Consider the following 12,469-nt stretch of genomic DNA (forward strand, 5'->3'; position numbering starts at 1 on the left):
GTGGGGGTGGGGCGGGTTGGGCCCCCGGCCGGGGGGGCGGGGGGGGTGCGGGGGCCCCCCGCGCGGCTCGCTCTAGGCCCGGCGTGAGTAGGCGCGCAGCGCCAGCGGCACGAACACGACCAGGAGCCCGGCCATCCACAACAGCGTGGTGCCCAGCGGCCCGGCGACCGGCCCGCCGACCAGCAGGCCGCGGATCGCCTTGACCAGCGGCGTGATCGGGTTGACCGCCACGAACGCCTGCAACCAGCCGGGCAGCGTGTCGGTCGGCACGAACACGGGCGAACCGAACGTCAGCGGCAGCACCAGCAGGAACATGATGCCCTGCACCGCGCCGGAGGTCCGGACCATCATGCCGACCCAGACCGAGATCCAGCAGAAGCAGAGCCCGAAACCGATGGACAGCGCCACCGCGCCGAGCGCCGGCAGGAACCCGGTCTCCACCCGGAACCCCATGATCGTGCCGAAGAGCAGCAGGCTCACACACACCGAGAGGTAGCGGACGACGTCGGCGCACACCGCGCCGACCAGTGGCGCGGCCCGGGAGATCGGCAGCGACCGGAACCGGTCGAAGACGCCCTTCTCGATGTCCGCGTTCAGGTTCTGGCCGAGCGCCACCCCGCCCATGGCCAGCGACTGCGCCAGCATGCCCGGTAACAGGAGCTGGAGGTACTCGTGCCGGTCGCCGGAGATGGCGCCGCCGAACAGGTAGGTGAACAGCAGCAGGAAGATCACCGGCTGGATGGTGACGTCGATCAGCGCCTCCGGTGTCCGCATCGTCTTGATGAGACTGCGCTTGGCCAGGGCCGCGCTGTGCATGGCGATCGCGGTCATACCAGTTCCTCCGTCCGGACACGCCCGGTCAGAGCGTGGAACACCTCGTCCAGGCTGGGCAGATGCAGCGCCAGCTCGGTCACCTCGACGCCGTCGGCACGCAGCGCCGGAATCAGCTTGTCCAGCGCCTCGTCGCTGCTCACCGGCACGGACGCCGCGCCGGGCCGGGAACCGGCGGTCTCGTCGAGACCCGCCGCGGTGCCCGGTGCGGCCACCACGTCGAGCAGCCGCAGCACGTCCGGCAGCCGGGCCGGATCAGCCGGGCGAACCCGTAGCGTCTGGCCGCCGACCTTGCGCTTCAGGCCGTCCGGGGTGTCGTGGGCGATCACCCGGCCGTGGTTCACCACCACGATCTCGTCGGCGAGCGCGTCCGCCTCCTCCAGGTACTGGGTAGTCAGCAGCACGCTCGCGCCGCTGGCCACCTGGGTGCGGACCACACCCCACATGTCCTCGCGCTTGGCCGGGTCGAGGCCGGTCGTCGGCTCGTCCAGGAAGATCACCTCAGGCTGCCCGACCAGGCTCGCCGCCAGGTCCAGGCGACGGCGCATGCCGCCCGAATAGGTCTTCGCCGGCCGCCGCGCGGCCTCGCTCAGATCGAACCACTCCAGCAGCTCGTCGGCCCGGCGCCGCGCGTCCCTCCCGCTCAGATCGAGGAGACGCCCGATCAACACCAGATTCTGTACGCCCGTGAGGTCCTCGTCGACGGAGGCGTACTGGCCGGTCAGGCCGATTTTGCGGCGCACCTGCCGCGGGTTCTTGAGCACGTCGATCCCGGCCACGAAGGCGCGGCCCTCGTCCGGGCGGAGCAGGGTGGCGAGCACCCGTACCGCGGTCGTCTTGCCGGCGCCGTTGGGCCCGAGCACTCCCAGCACGGTGCCGCGGCGCATCGACAGGTCGACCCCGTCGAGCGCCTGCGTGCTCCCGAATCGCTTGCGCAGCCCCTCGGCGCGCACCACCAGATCTTCGGTCATGCCGAGAAGGTTGCCGGTCCCCGCTGGCACGGCCCGCACACGCCGCTGACACCGCGCCTGACACGGCCCGCACACGGATCTCTCAGGCTCCGGCGTGCTCCGGCTCACGGTGCGGGGCCGGTGCGCCATGCTCGTCGTCGACCATGGTCCGTTCGTCGAACGGGTCGTCGCCGGAGAGGACCCGCCGGGCCCGGTCGCGGTCGAACTCCCTCGTCCAGACGCCGATCAGCACGGTGGCGACCGCGTTCCCGGCGAAGTTGGTGAGCGCCCGCGCCTCCGACATGAACCGGTCGATACCGACGATCAGGCCGACCCCGTCGACCAGGTCGGGGCGGTGGCTCTGCAATCCGCCGGCGAGCGTGGCCAGCCCGGCGCCGGTGACCCCGGCCGCCCCCTTCGACGCGATGATCATGAAGAGGAGCAGTGACACCTGCTCGGCCACCGACAGCGGGTCACCCATCGCCTCGGCCACGAACAGCGACGCCATGGTCAGGTAGATGGCCGTCCCGTCCAGGTTGAACGAGTACCCGGTCGGCACCGTGATCCCGACGACCGTCCGGCTCACCCCGGCGTGCTCCATCTTCGCGATCAGCCGGGGCAGCGCCGACTCCGACGACGACGTCGACACGATCAGCAGGAACTCCCGGCCCAGGTAGCGCAGCAGGCTGAAGATGTTGATCCGGGCCACCAGCCAGAGCAGCGTGCCCAGGACCCCGACGACGAACAGCGCGCAGGTGACGTAGAAGCCCAGCATGATCTGCGCCAGGCTGATCAGCGCATCCGCGCCGGTCGCGCCGACCACCGCGGCGATCGCCCCGAACGCGCCGACGGGCGCCAGCCACATCAGCATCGCCAGGATCCGGAAGACCACCCGCTGAAACAGTCCGATGGCGCGTAGCACCGCCTCCGACCGCTCGCCGAGCGCCTGCACCGCGAACCCGGTGAGCAGCGCCACCAGCAGCGTCTGGAGCACGTTCCCGGTGGCCAGTGGGGAGAGCAGGCTGTCCGGGATGATCCCGAGCAGAAAGTCGGCGGTGGTCTTGGCGCTCTCCGCACCGATCGCCTTCTGCCCGGCGGCGGCCGCCGTCTCGTCGAGGTTCATCCCCGAGCCCGGGTGGATCAGATTGCCGACCACCAAGCCGATGGCCAGCGCCGCGGTCGACATGATGAGGAAGTAGCCGAGGGCCAGGCCGCCGACCTTGCCGACCGTGGCCGCCTGCCGGATCGAGCCGACACCGAGGACGATCGTGCAGAAGATGACCGGCGCGATCATCATCCGGATCAGGTCGACGAAGCCGGTGCCGAGTGGCTTCAGCCCGACCGCCGCGTCCGGCGCGAGCAGGCCGACGGCGACGCCGAGCAGGACGGCCACGATGACCGCCAGGTACAGGAAGTGGGTACGGTCGCGGTGGACCTCAGCGGTGGCGTTCGTCATGGACGGGATGTGTCCCGGGTCCCGGCGCTGATCACCGTCACGCTCCATCTGTTCACCCCTTGCAAAACGATCACGGGCCGGTGGATGACACGGCGCCGGAGCTTCGTGGGGCGCGGGGCCGAGTACCACCCGGCGTCCGGGGGTATGCAGCGCCCATGACCGATCAGACCCTGATCATCCTGGGCGCGTCCGGTGACCTGACCGGCCGGCTGCTGCTGCCCGGGCTCGGCGCGCTGCTCACCGCCGGGCACGTGCCCGGCCTCACCCTGATCGGCGCCGCCGTCGACGACTGGGACGACGCGCGGTGGCGGGAGCGGGTCCACGAGTCGTTCGGCGACGGTCCGGTGGCCGGGGAGGTCGCCGACCGCGCCCGCTATCTGCGGACCGACGTCACGCACGCCGACGACCTGCGGCGACTGCTCGGGGAGGCCCGCGGCTCGGTGGTGATCTTCTTCGCGCTGCCGCCCGCGGTGACCGCCAGGGCCTGCCGGGCGATGCTCGACGTGGATCTGCCGGAGGGCACCCGGCTCGTGCTGGAGAAGCCGTTCGGCACCGGCAGCGCCGCGGCCGCCGAGTTGAACGCCCTGCTCACCCGGCTGGTCCCGGAGGAGCGGGTGCACCGGGTCGACCACTTCCTGGGCAAGTCCACGGTGCTCAACATCCTGGGCCTGCGGTTCGCCAACCGGATCTTCGAGCCGCTGCTCTCCAACGCCCACGTCGCCTCGGTGGAGATCGTCTTCGACGAGGACCTGGCCCTGGAGAACCGGGCCGGCTACTACGACCACGCCGGCGCGCTGGCCGACATGATCCAGAGCCACCTGCTCCAGATCCTCGGCCTGCTCACCATGGAGCCGCCGTTCACCCTGGGGGCGGCCGAGTTCCGGGACCGCAAGGCCGACGTGCTGCGCGCCACCCGGCCGTGGAGCGACGATCCGGCCGAGTGCAGCCTGCGGGCCCGCTACACCGCCGGTGAGCTGGGCGGGCGGAAGCTTCCGTCCTATGCCGACGAGCCCGGCGTCGACCCCGACCGCGGCACCGAGACCCTCGCCGAGCTGATCGTCGCGGTGGACACCTGGCGGTGGGCCGGGGTGCCGTTCCGGCTGCGCTCCGGCAAGGCGATCGGAAACCGGCGCAGGGAAGCGGTGATCACCTTCCGGAAGCCGCCCCGGGTGCCGGACGGGCTGCTCGGCTGCGACCAGCCGGACCGGCTGCGCATCGGGTTCGGGCCGGACCGGCTGGCCGTCGACTTCAACATCAACGGGCCGGGTGACCCGTTCGAGCTCGATCCGGTCACCCTGGCGGCCGAGTTCGGCGAGGGCGACCTGCCCCCGTACGGGGAGGTGCTGCGCGGCGTCTTCGAGGACGACCCGACCCTGTCGGTACGCGCCGACACCGCCGAGCAGTGCTGGCGCATCGTCGAGCCGGTCACCGGGGCGTGGCGGGCCGGGAAGGTGCCGCTGCGCGAATACCCGGCCGGCGGTTCCGGGCCCACGCTGCCGTTGCCGTGACCGGGGCACTCGGCTGGATTCAGCTCGTGCCGCGCCTGATCCGCCAGCGCCGCACCGCGACCGCGTAGGAGAGGACCACCACGGCCGCGATCAGCAGCCGCACCTCGTCGAGATACCGCTCCGGATAGATCACGCCGGTCAGGTACGTGTCGATGAACCCCCGGCTCAGCCCCGCCTCGCCGGTCCGCTCCCGGGCCCAGTCCTCCACGTGGGTGAGCGGGCAGTTCAGCCCGAACAGCACGATGCACAGGCCCCACCCGGCCGCCAGCAGGTGCAACCAGACCACCTTCGGCCAGCGCCAGGCCAGGAAACCGCCGAGCACCACGAACGCGATGAACAGGAAATGCACGGCCATCGTGGTCTCGGCCAGGATCCGGTAACCCATGCCGCCCAGTTTCCTCGATTAATTCGTTGGACGGGCCCCCGCGCCATTGCCTACCTTGGTTTCAGCGCCGGCCGAGCGAGCCGGATCGGGAAGAGGAGGGGAAACGATGTCCAGTCTGCGGATGCTTCCCCTGAGCCGACCGCTGGGGCGGTGGCGCGGCTAGCAGCCTGCTAGCGATCTTCGCGCCGCCCTTCCGATCACCGGAACCGGGCGGCTTTTCGTTTCCCATGACAATTCCACAGCGGATGACAGGTCCCCGTAGCTCAGCGGAGAGAGCACCGGATTACGGATCCGGGTGTCGGGAGTTCGAATCTCTCCGGGGACACACACGCCCTCGTGGCCCAACAGGCAGAGGCACCAGGTTGAGGACTTGGACGGTGCGCGTTCGAATCGCGCCGGGGGCACGTGCGACACCAGGCCCGGGTAGCCCAACGGAAGAGGCGCCGCGTTCAGAGCGCGGAGGATGGGGGTTCGAATCCCTCTCCGGGTACGCAGAGGACCGTGCACGGTCCCTGATGGAGGGCTGGCCGAGTGGCCCAAGGCGACGGATTGCTAATCCGTAACAGGGGTAGTGACCTCTGTCGGGAGTTCGAATCTCCCGCCCTCCGCGCAAGTCCACCGGGTCGTGGCGCAGCTTGGTCAGCGCGCTCGCTTTGGGAGCGAGATGTCGCGGGTTCGAATCCCGCCGACCCGACTGTTCGACAGGGAGACGCCAGCCGATGGGTGCCGGCCGCCGCCTCGAAAGCGGTTGGAGGTTTGACGCCTCGTGGGGGTTCGACTCCCTCCGTCTCCGCCGTTGTCCGGGAATCGCCGCGTGAACGCCTTGCGTGAACCGCCGCCGGGTAGAAGCCTGCGAGAAGGGATGCGCAGAAGGAGGCCTGCCATGGGCAAGGTCGTCGCTGCCCTGTCCATGTCTCTGGACGGGTTCGTCGCGGATGAGAACGACAGCGTCGGTGAGCTGTTCGGCTGGTACCAGAACGGCGACGTCGAGGTGCCGAGCGCCGACCCACACCGGGTCTTCCACGTCTCCAAGGCGAGCGCCGGCTTCCTGCGCCAGGCTTTGACCGGCACCGGCGCGCTGATCTGCGGGCGGCGGCTCTTCGACCGCACCGACGGCTGGGGTGGGCGGCACCCGGCCGGCTGCCCGGTCTTCGTGGTCAGCCACACGGTGCCCGGCGGCTGGCCCCGGCCGGACTCGGCGACCAGCTTCTACACCGACGCCATCGCCGCCCTGGAAGCGGCACAGGACACGGCCGGGGAACGGACCGTCTCGGTCTCCACTCCGGCCCTCACCCAGCAGTACCTGGACGCCGGCCTGCTCGACGAGCTCGTCGTGTCGCTGGTGCCGGTGCTGCTCGGCGCGGGTGTCAGCCTCTTCCGCGAGCAGCAGGTGGGGCCGATCCGCCTCGGCGATCCCGACGTGGTCGAGGGGACCGGCGTCACCCATCTCACCTACCGCGTACTGAGGTAGGCAGTTTGCTCAGGAAGCGGCCCAGATGCGGGTCGAAGTGGGCCGGGTCGGCCGCGGCGATCTCCACCGGGGTCCACCAGCGGGTCCGGTGGAACTCGCCCGCGTCCGGGCGCAGCTCGTGGCCGCGGGGCAGCTCGACGACATACCACAGGCTCACGTCGATGTGGCCGGAGTCCAGGCCGACGGTCTCGGTGACGGTCAGGAAGAGCGGTTCGGCCCACGGTTTCGCGACCACGCCGAGTTCCTCCTCGAGTTCGCGGACCGCCGTGTCGTACGGTTCCTCGTCCACCTCGACGTGCCCGCCGGGCGGCAGCCACAGCCCGGCGTTGCGGTGCGCGACGAGCAGGACGGCGCCGTCCGCCGGATCGACCGGCACCACGTAGGACACCAGGTGTTTCACCGGCTCGGCCGGCTTGGCCCGCCGGTAGACGTCGTCGGTGCGGCGCAGCCACCCGAGCACGTGCCCGCGGTGTTCGCCCTCCAGATTGTCGACCGGCTCCAGCCGGGTCACGAGCTCGTGCACTGCCGCCACCGTTGAACGCATGCGGGCATGATGGCAGCCCATTGTGCCGAGTGGGTGACAATTCGCGCATGACCATGCGCGTAGTGCGGCTCGCGAACCCTGACAACGGCAACCCGGCCTGGATCGCCGAAGGCGACGACGGGCGCCCGCTGGGGTCCGCCTACCTGTTCATCCCCGCCGGTGGCGGCTCCGCCGACCTGCGGATCACCGTGCATCCCGCCGAGCGGCGCCACGGAGTCGGCGGCCGGCTGCTGCGGGCGGCGGTCGAGACCGGCCGCGAGCGAGGGCTGCCGGCGTTGCTCGGCCAGGCCGTCGAGGAGGGCTCCGCGGGGGAGTCCTTCTGCGCCGCGGCCGGGATGCGACGGGTGCTGGCGCTCACGTACACCCGTCTCCCGCTCGGCGCGGAGCCCGCGCCGACCGCCCGGCCGGTGCCCGGCTACCGGCTCGTGCACTGGGAGGGCACCGTCCCGGACGAGCTGGCCGAGACGTTCGCCCGGTCCCGCAAGGCGATGGACGACATGCCGATGGACGCGGCCGCCTGGGTCCCGGACGTGTGGGACGTGGACCGGCTGCGCTGGATCGCGGACGCCGTGGCCGAGCGCGGCGAGATCCTGCTGACCACGGCGGCCGTCGCCGGGGACGGGGAGATCGCCGGGTTCACCGAGCTGGTGGTTCCCGGCGACGGCACCGGCGACGGGCAGGGCTACGGGACCGGCGTGCTGCCGGAGCACCGCGGGCACGGCCTGGCCCGGTGGATGAAGTCGGAGCAGATCGGCCTGGTCCGGAGCCGCTTCCCGAAGCTGGGCGGGCTGCTCGCCGACACCGCCGACAGCAACACGGTGATGCGGCGGATCAACGACGGGCTCGGCTACCGGCCCACCCACCGGAGTCTGCTCTACCAGTGGGATCTCTGACCCCGCCGGCGGTGCGGCTCAGCCGAGCAGGTTGCTGTCACCGCTGGACGGGCGCGGGTCGGGCAGGCGGGTCATCCGGAAGGAGTTGAGCAACCCGAGCAGCGCGGCCAGCAGCGGGATGATCAGCGCCGCCTGGAGCGCGATCGGCCGGGCCTCGGTGTTGATCCGGATGATCTCGTCGTGCACCTCCGGCGGTTTACCCACCAGCAGGGTGTCCAGGTGTTCGTTCGTCATCACCTCGGCGTTGTGCTGGAGAGCCTGGGCGACCTCCTGCTTCTCGGCCGGGCCGAGCACCGTGCTGCGGTCGGCCAGCGTGGTGAACGCCAGGCTGAGCGTGGCCAGCATGATCGCGCCGGCGAAGGCGAGCCCGAACGACAGGCCGAACGACCCGCCCGCCGAGTTGACCGCGGCCGCCTCGCTGACCCGTTGCTCCTCCACGGGCGACAGTGTGTAGTTGTTGAGCTGCGACACCAGCAGGCCGAGGCCGGCGCCGGCGACCGCCAGCGGGATCAGCAGCTGCCAGCCGAAACCGGCTCGCGGCACCAGCGGGATGAGCGCCACCGTACCGAGGCTGAGCAGCAGGAACCCGGTCCGGATGATGACCGCCGGGCGGCGTTTGCCGGCCCGGCGCCCGGCCAGCAGCGCGACCCCGAACATGGTCAGGGAGAGCGGCGCCAGCGACAGGCCGGCCTGGAGCGCGTTGTACTCGAGAACCATCTGGAGGTAGATCGGCAGCGCGATCATGACGCCGCCCAGCGTGATCTGCTGGAGCAGCTGCCCGGTGATCCCGGCCCGGAACAGGCCGGAGTCGAACAGGCCCGGGTCCAGCAGCGCGGGCCGGTTCGCCCGCTTGCGCCGCACCAGCCAGTAGGCGAGACCGGCCAGCGCCACCACGCCGAGGCCGATCAGCGCGAAGACCCGGTCGCCGCCCTCCTGCCAGACCAGGATGCCGAGCACCACACCACCCATGCCGACGACCGACAGCACCGCGCCGACCAGGTCGATGTGCCGTGGCCCGGTGTACTCGACGTTGCGGATCAGGCCGATGCCGGACAGCACCACCGCGATGATCACGCCCTCCAGCGCGAACCCGACCCGCCAGGACAGGAACGTGGTGATGAAACCGCCGATCAACGGCCCCACCGCGGCGGCGATCGCGGCCGCGGCGCCGACCATGGCGTACACCTTGGTCTGTGCCTTGCCCTCGAAGTTGCCGTGGATGAGCGACTGCATGGCCGGCAGCAGCAGGGACGCGCCGACGCCGCCGATCAGCGCCCAGCAGACCACGATCGGGGCCAGGGTCTGCGAGACGGTCATCGCCACCGCGCCGACCGCGTAGCCGAGCAGGCCCAGCACGTACGCCCGTTTGCGGCCGATCAGGTCGCCGACCTTGCCGCCGATCAGGATGAACGCGGCCGACACCAGCGCCTCCAGGGCGATGGCCGACTGCACCCGGCTCGCCGTGGTGTCCAGGTCCCGGACCACCGCCGAGATCGAGACGTTCATCAGTGAGGTGTCCACGACCAGGACGAACATCGCCATGGAGAGCAGGATCGCCAGTCGGTTGGGACGGCCGACCGCCGTCTCCGCATCGCGTGCCATGACGAGAGCCTGGTCGGGGGGCGGCGCCACGACATCCCCCCGTGCGGATGAGATCATCGTGGCGCCGACCGCTCGCTATGCCGCCGGACGGTAGCCGGCCGGGCGGCTGGTGAACGTGCCGCGGCCGTGTGTGCGGCTGCGCAGCCGGGTGGCGTACCCGAACAGTTCGGCCAGCGGAACCGTCGCGGTCACCGTCCGTACCGTCGAATCGGTCACCTGAGCGCGCCGCGCGGCAAGATCGCCGAGCACCGCGCCGAGCGCGTCCGAGGGCGCGCTCACGGTGACCTCCGCGACCGGCTCGAGCAGCGTCAGCGTGCAGGCGCGCAGCGCCGCGCGCAGGCCGAACCGGCCGGCCGCGCGGAACGCCATCTCCGACGAGTCCTTCGGATGCGTCTGCCCGTCGGCGAGCGTGACCCGCAGACCGACCACCGGATGGCCGCCGAGCGGACCGTCGCCGAGCGCCTCCCGGCAGCCCGCCTCGACCGCCCGGATGTACTCGGCCGGCACCCGCCCACCGGTCACCGTGGACGCGAACACGAAACCCGTGCCCGGTTCCGGCGTCACGTCCAGCACGACGTGCGCGAACTGGCCCGCGCCACCGTCCTGTTTGACGTGCCGGTAGAGCATGCCGGTGACGCCGCCGGTCACCGCCTCCCGGTAGGAGACGCGCGGCCGGCCCACCGTCAGCTCCAGGCCGGTACGCTGCCGCACCTTCTCCACGGCCACCTCCAGATGCAGCTCACCGAGACCGGACAGCAGGGTCTGCCCGGTCTCCGGGTCGGTACGCACGGACAGCGACGGATCCTCGTCGGCCAGCGCGGCCAGCGCCGCCGGCAGCTTCAGCGCACCCGCCCGGGTACGCGCCTCGACCGCCACCGACACCAGCGGCTCAGCCGTGCGCGGCGCCTCCAGCAGCACCGGCCGCTGCCGGCTGGACAGCGTCGTGCCGGTGCGGGCCGCCTTCACCCCGGCCACCGCCACGATGTCGCCGGCCACCGCACGGTCGATGTCGGTGTGCCGGTCGGCCTGCACCCGCAGGATGCGGGCGATCCGTTCGGTACGCCCGGCGCCCGCGTCCCACACGGTGTCCCCCTTCGTGATCGTGCCGTCGTAGACGCGCAGGTAGGTGAGCCGTTCCCGTCGCTTGAAGACCAGCGCCACCAGGTCCTTCGCCGGGTCGCCGGCGGGCGCCGGCAGGTAGTCGACCACCGCGTCGAGCAGTGGTTCCACACCCTTGTCCCGGTAGGCGGAGCCGCAGAGTACGACGACGGCTTGTCCGGTTTTCGTTAATTCGCGAAGCGCCTTCTTCAGTGTTGTATCCGATATATCGCCTAATTCCTCCAGTGCTTCGGGATGCAGTTCGGCTACCGCCTCCTCCAGCCTTCTCCGCGCGTCCCTAGCCTGAGGTGGGGGGTCGTTGACCAGGTCGATCACGCCGGCGAAGTCGCCCTCCCGGCCGATCGGCAGCTGCACCACCAGCGGCGTGACCTCCAGCCGGTCGCGGATCGAGGCCACGGCCGCGTCCAGGTCGGCCCCGGGACGGTCCAGCTTGTTGACGAAGGCGATCCGGGGTACGCCGTACCGGTCGGCGGTCCGCCAGACGCTCTCGCTCTGCGGCTCCACCCCGGCGACGCCGTCGAAGACGGCGATCGCGCCGTCCAGCACCCGCAGCGACCGCTCCACCTCGTCGGCGAAGTCGACGTGCCCCGGCGTGTCGATCAGATTGAGCCGGTGCCCGGCCCAGTCGCAGCTGACCGCCGCCGCGAAGATGGTGATCCCACGGTCGCGCTCCTGCGGATCGAAGTCGGTGACGGTGTCGCCGTCGTGCACCTCGCCGGTGCGGTGGGTGATGCCGGTCGCGAAGAGGATCCGCTCGGTGAGCGTGGTCTTGCCGGCGTCGACGTGCGCAAGGATGCCGATGTTACGGACATGCATGATGAATCGGTCTTTCGAGTCTGATCGGAAGCGGACTGCGCCGTTTACAGGCAGCGACCAGCCCCGGTGGCGCAGCCGGAGCCGGCCATGCCAGACACGAGAATCAGCTCGAAACGCGACACCGGGATGACGACGGCGGTGCGGTAGCGCATGGCCGTGTCTCCTCCCTGGTCGCGGTGATGGCGTCACGTTACGGAAGATCCGCGAGGGATGTCGACCGATTAATGTGGGGCGATCATCGTCCTGGTGCTGGCGTTCATGGCGGCGGTCCGCGTGTGGAACCGCCGCGGTCCGGCGCGGGCTCAGCCCTTCACCGGGCCGCTCGCCGCGGCCACGCTGGTCGGACTCTCCGGGCTCACTCCCGCCGAGGTGGGTCTCACCCTCGCCGCCGGTGGGGGGTACGCGGTGAGCGCGGCCCTGCTCGTCGCGGCCGGCTACGGGGTGGCCCTCCGGATCCCGGCCGCGCGCCGGGCGCTGGCCGAACCGTACTTCCCGCACCCGGTCCGCAGCGCCCTGATCGGCGTGCCGTTGAGCACGGTCCTCTTCGAGGAGGTGGCGTTCCGCGGCGTGCTGTTCACGCTGGTCGAACAGGCACACGGACCGGCCTGGGCGGTGGCCGTGACGTCGGTGCTCTTCGGGCTCTGGCATCTTCCGGACAGCCGGGAAGTGGTGTTCACCACCCTGGCGGGTGTCGTTCTCAGCTTTCTCCGGCTGCTCAGCGGCGGACTTCTGGCCCCCATCGTGCTCCATTGGACCGCCAATGGCCTGGGAATACTCACCTCGGCATGGGTGCGCCGATCTGGGCAACCGGATATCGGCCAGGGCGACGAAACCTGAGAACCGTGTCGTACCCCGCCGCTACGCTCCGGAATGCCGCCCAACCTGTGGAGATGT

11 protein-coding genes and 6 tRNA genes are annotated in these 12,469 nt (G+C 71.1%); 10 read left to right on the forward strand and 7 right to left on the reverse strand.

What is annotated here, in order from left to right:
* Positions 1-72: 72 nt before the first annotated feature.
* The 3 genes from J5X75_RS04895 to J5X75_RS04905 all read right to left on the reverse strand — a co-directional run bounded on the left by J5X75_RS04895 (position 73) and on the right by J5X75_RS04905 (position 3,237).
* A complete protein-coding gene (locus tag J5X75_RS04895) occupies positions 73-831 on the reverse strand; it encodes an ABC transporter permease (RefSeq protein ID WP_208466055.1) in 759 nt (252 codons plus the stop codon).
* Positions 828-1,802: an ATP-binding cassette domain-containing protein gene (locus tag J5X75_RS04900; protein ID WP_208466056.1), complete on the reverse strand. Its 975-nt coding sequence runs from the start codon at positions 1,800-1,802 to the stop codon at positions 828-830. The genes J5X75_RS04895 and J5X75_RS04900 overlap by 4 nt, the downstream gene beginning before the upstream one ends.
* Before the next feature lie 82 nt (positions 1,803-1,884).
* Positions 1,885-3,237: a cation:dicarboxylate symporter family transporter gene (locus J5X75_RS04905; protein WP_208466167.1), complete on the reverse strand. Its 1,353-nt coding sequence runs from the start codon at positions 3,235-3,237 to the stop codon at positions 1,885-1,887.
* A gap of 155 nt (positions 3,238-3,392) precedes the next feature.
* Here J5X75_RS04905 and J5X75_RS04910 point away from each other — a divergent pair, with 155 nt between their 5' ends.
* Entirely contained in the window at positions 3,393-4,745 is a 1,353-nt protein-coding gene (locus tag J5X75_RS04910) for a glucose-6-phosphate dehydrogenase (RefSeq protein ID WP_208466057.1), read from the forward strand.
* A 19-nt stretch (positions 4,746-4,764) separates the two neighbouring features.
* Here the strand turns inward: J5X75_RS04910 and J5X75_RS04915 are convergent, their stop codons facing one another.
* On the reverse strand, positions 4,765-5,130 hold the full coding sequence (locus tag J5X75_RS04915; RefSeq protein ID WP_208466058.1) for a DUF2784 domain-containing protein: 366 nt from the start codon (positions 5,128-5,130) through the stop codon (positions 4,765-4,767).
* Positions 5,131-5,382: 252 nt separating this feature from the next.
* On the opposite strand from J5X75_RS04915, the gene J5X75_RS04920 reads away from it, so the two are divergent.
* From J5X75_RS04920 to J5X75_RS04950, 7 genes are all read left to right on the forward strand, one after another.
* Positions 5,383-5,455, forward strand: a tRNA-Arg gene (locus tag J5X75_RS04920).
* A 5-nt stretch (positions 5,456-5,460) separates the two neighbouring features.
* Positions 5,461-5,534 (forward strand) — tRNA-Leu (locus J5X75_RS04925).
* Between the two features lie 13 nt (positions 5,535-5,547).
* Positions 5,548-5,620: transfer RNA gene (locus J5X75_RS04930), tRNA-Leu, on the forward strand.
* A gap of 27 nt (positions 5,621-5,647) precedes the next feature.
* A tRNA-Ser gene (locus J5X75_RS04935) sits at positions 5,648-5,738 on the forward strand.
* 11 nt (positions 5,739-5,749) lie between these two features.
* Positions 5,750-5,824: transfer RNA gene (locus J5X75_RS04940), tRNA-Pro, on the forward strand.
* Between the two features lie 11 nt (positions 5,825-5,835).
* Positions 5,836-5,923 (forward strand) — tRNA-Ser (locus tag J5X75_RS04945).
* A gap of 90 nt (positions 5,924-6,013) precedes the next feature.
* A complete protein-coding gene (locus tag J5X75_RS04950; RefSeq protein WP_208466059.1) occupies positions 6,014-6,601 on the forward strand; it encodes a dihydrofolate reductase family protein in 588 nt (195 codons plus the stop codon).
* On the opposite strand, the gene J5X75_RS04955 is transcribed toward J5X75_RS04950, so the two are convergent.
* Entirely contained in the window at positions 6,579-7,145 is a 567-nt protein-coding gene (locus J5X75_RS04955) for an NUDIX domain-containing protein (RefSeq protein WP_208466060.1), read from the reverse strand. The two genes, J5X75_RS04950 and J5X75_RS04955, sit on opposite strands and share 23 nt — an antisense overlap.
* A 47-nt stretch (positions 7,146-7,192) precedes the next feature.
* Here J5X75_RS04955 and J5X75_RS04960 point away from each other — a divergent pair, with 47 nt between their 5' ends.
* The gene (locus J5X75_RS04960) at positions 7,193-8,038 is read left to right on the forward strand and encodes a GNAT family N-acetyltransferase (protein WP_208466061.1); all 846 of its coding nucleotides are present in this window, start codon (positions 7,193-7,195) and stop codon (positions 8,036-8,038) included.
* Positions 8,039-8,056: 18 nt separating this feature from the next.
* Here J5X75_RS04960 and J5X75_RS04965 read toward each other — a convergent pair whose 3' ends face one another.
* The gene (locus tag J5X75_RS04965; RefSeq protein WP_208466062.1) at positions 8,057-9,640 is read right to left on the reverse strand and encodes an MFS transporter; all 1,584 of its coding nucleotides are present in this window, start codon (positions 9,638-9,640) and stop codon (positions 8,057-8,059) included.
* Between the two features lie 75 nt (positions 9,641-9,715).
* On the reverse strand, positions 9,716-11,575 hold the full coding sequence (locus tag J5X75_RS04970; RefSeq protein WP_208466063.1) for an elongation factor G: 1,860 nt from the start codon (positions 11,573-11,575) through the stop codon (positions 9,716-9,718).
* A gap of 246 nt (positions 11,576-11,821) precedes the next feature.
* On the opposite strand from J5X75_RS04970, the gene J5X75_RS04975 reads away from it, so the two are divergent.
* Positions 11,822-12,412, forward strand: coding sequence for a CPBP family intramembrane glutamic endopeptidase (locus tag J5X75_RS04975; protein WP_208466064.1), 591 nt, complete (start codon positions 11,822-11,824; stop codon positions 12,410-12,412).
* Positions 12,413-12,469 lie beyond the last annotated feature (57 nt).

Origin of the sequence: Actinoplanes flavus, from assembly GCF_017592555.1 — a bacterium.
GTDB lineage: Bacteria > Actinomycetota > Actinomycetes > Mycobacteriales > Micromonosporaceae > Actinoplanes > Actinoplanes flavus.

What these genes read in the sequence shown, in the direction of transcription:
- J5X75_RS04970 (WP_208466063.1), bottom strand. Translation starts at nt 11,575, where the DNA reads ATGCATGTCCGTAACATCGGCATCCTTGCGCACGTCGACGCCGGCAAG.
- J5X75_RS04960 (WP_208466061.1), top strand. Translation starts at nt 7,193, where the DNA reads ATGACCATGCGCGTAGTGCGGCTCGCGAACCCTGACAACGGCAACCCG.
- J5X75_RS04900 (WP_208466056.1), bottom strand. Translation starts at nt 1,802, where the DNA reads ATGACCGAAGATCTGGTGGTGCGCGCCGAGGGGCTGCGCAAGCGATTC.
- J5X75_RS04895 (WP_208466055.1), bottom strand. Translation starts at nt 831, where the DNA reads ATGACCGCGATCGCCATGCACAGCGCGGCCCTGGCCAAGCGCAGTCTC.
- J5X75_RS04955 (WP_208466060.1), bottom strand. Translation starts at nt 7,145, where the DNA reads ATGCGTTCAACGGTGGCGGCAGTGCACGAGCTCGTGACCCGGCTGGAG.
- J5X75_RS04950 (WP_208466059.1), top strand. Translation starts at nt 6,014, where the DNA reads ATGGGCAAGGTCGTCGCTGCCCTGTCCATGTCTCTGGACGGGTTCGTC.
- J5X75_RS04965 (WP_208466062.1), bottom strand. Translation starts at nt 9,640, where the DNA reads ATGGCACGCGATGCGGAGACGGCGGTCGGCCGTCCCAACCGACTGGCG.
- J5X75_RS04905 (WP_208466167.1), bottom strand. Translation starts at nt 3,237, where the DNA reads ATGACGAACGCCACCGCTGAGGTCCACCGCGACCGTACCCACTTCCTG.
- J5X75_RS04910 (WP_208466057.1), top strand. Translation starts at nt 3,393, where the DNA reads ATGACCGATCAGACCCTGATCATCCTGGGCGCGTCCGGTGACCTGACC.
- J5X75_RS04915 (WP_208466058.1), bottom strand. Translation starts at nt 5,130, where the DNA reads ATGGGTTACCGGATCCTGGCCGAGACCACGATGGCCGTGCATTTCCTG.